Raw genomic sequence first — 1,001 nt, 5'->3', positions numbered from 1 at the left:
ACGTCTAGTATCCAATGAAGTCGATTCTCTATGCTCCAGTGTCCGCGAACTTTACTCGCCAAGTCCTCCACAGAGCTATCAAGGCTGGTAATGTAGTAGTGAACCTCTAGGCTTGGCTCGGTTGCTTTGCGAGTAATTCTTCGCTCGCGCGTTACTTCGACGAGCTGCGATAAACGGCAATAGCTAGCGGTAACATCCAATGGCAAGGCGGTAACGGAGATGCTGCGGTAAGTACGTTTCTCCTCGCGACCATGTCCTGTTTCTTCTGTGACATGAACGGATTTAACCACTGATTCATCAGCGAAAGCATCTTGAGCAGCTTGGTGCAAAATGGGACTTTTCCCCTTCAGGGCCATGAGGTAATCAGCCCTCTTATCGATGATGAGTTCAAGGAAATCACGACCACAAAAATTGGCATCACCACTAATGCAACACCCTTCAACTGACAGATCTTCAAGGAGTTGTTTCGCCCCTTTGATCTCACTGAGTTTACTTGATACATCGCATTGCCCCATAACAATCCCGCTACCGGCAGCAAAAGCATTGACAACCAACTTGGCATATTTACCGCCTTCATCTTTCTTCTTGGATTGATCCATTCTGTTGGCGCTACCCGCTAGTCGCTTACCATCAAAATTTATAAGTTCTTTGGCGTCTAGGTCAAACGTCTGGGCAACCCAAGTCATGAACCATCGCTCAAAGGCACGCCGCTCGATCAGGCTCAAAACCCTACCCAAAGTATCATGAGATGGAGCTCCATATTTGTACGGATAGTACTTGCGAAGCCATTCTAATTTTTCTTCTCCGAAAAGGGCCATCTCGGTAAGTTTGTCGCAGTAGCTGACCGAAGCGGCAACGACTAGAAACAGTACCTCGGGAAGTGGATGGTGAACCAAACAAGCGTTTCTTGGGTCAGGAATCTGATCGACTCCAGGTAATGGATCAAGGGGGAGATTGGTCGTTTCCTTATTTTGCATGACTCAATAACGGAAAACAATCCC

1 protein-coding gene is annotated in these 1,001 nt (G+C 47.5%); it reads right to left on the bottom strand.

The window, feature by feature from the left end:
- Positions 1–977, bottom strand: a 977-nt coding sequence (locus FUA23_RS22205) for an ISAs1 family transposase (RefSeq protein WP_147932966.1), incomplete at its 3' end; no start/stop codon positions are given.
- Between the last annotated feature and the right edge of the window lie 24 nt (positions 978–1,001).

Origin of the sequence: Neolewinella aurantiaca, assembly GCF_008014675.1 — a bacterium.
Taxonomy (GTDB): Bacteria; Bacteroidota; Bacteroidia; order Chitinophagales; family Saprospiraceae; genus Neolewinella; species Neolewinella aurantiaca.
This window is presented reverse-complemented; position numbering and strand designations above follow the sequence as displayed.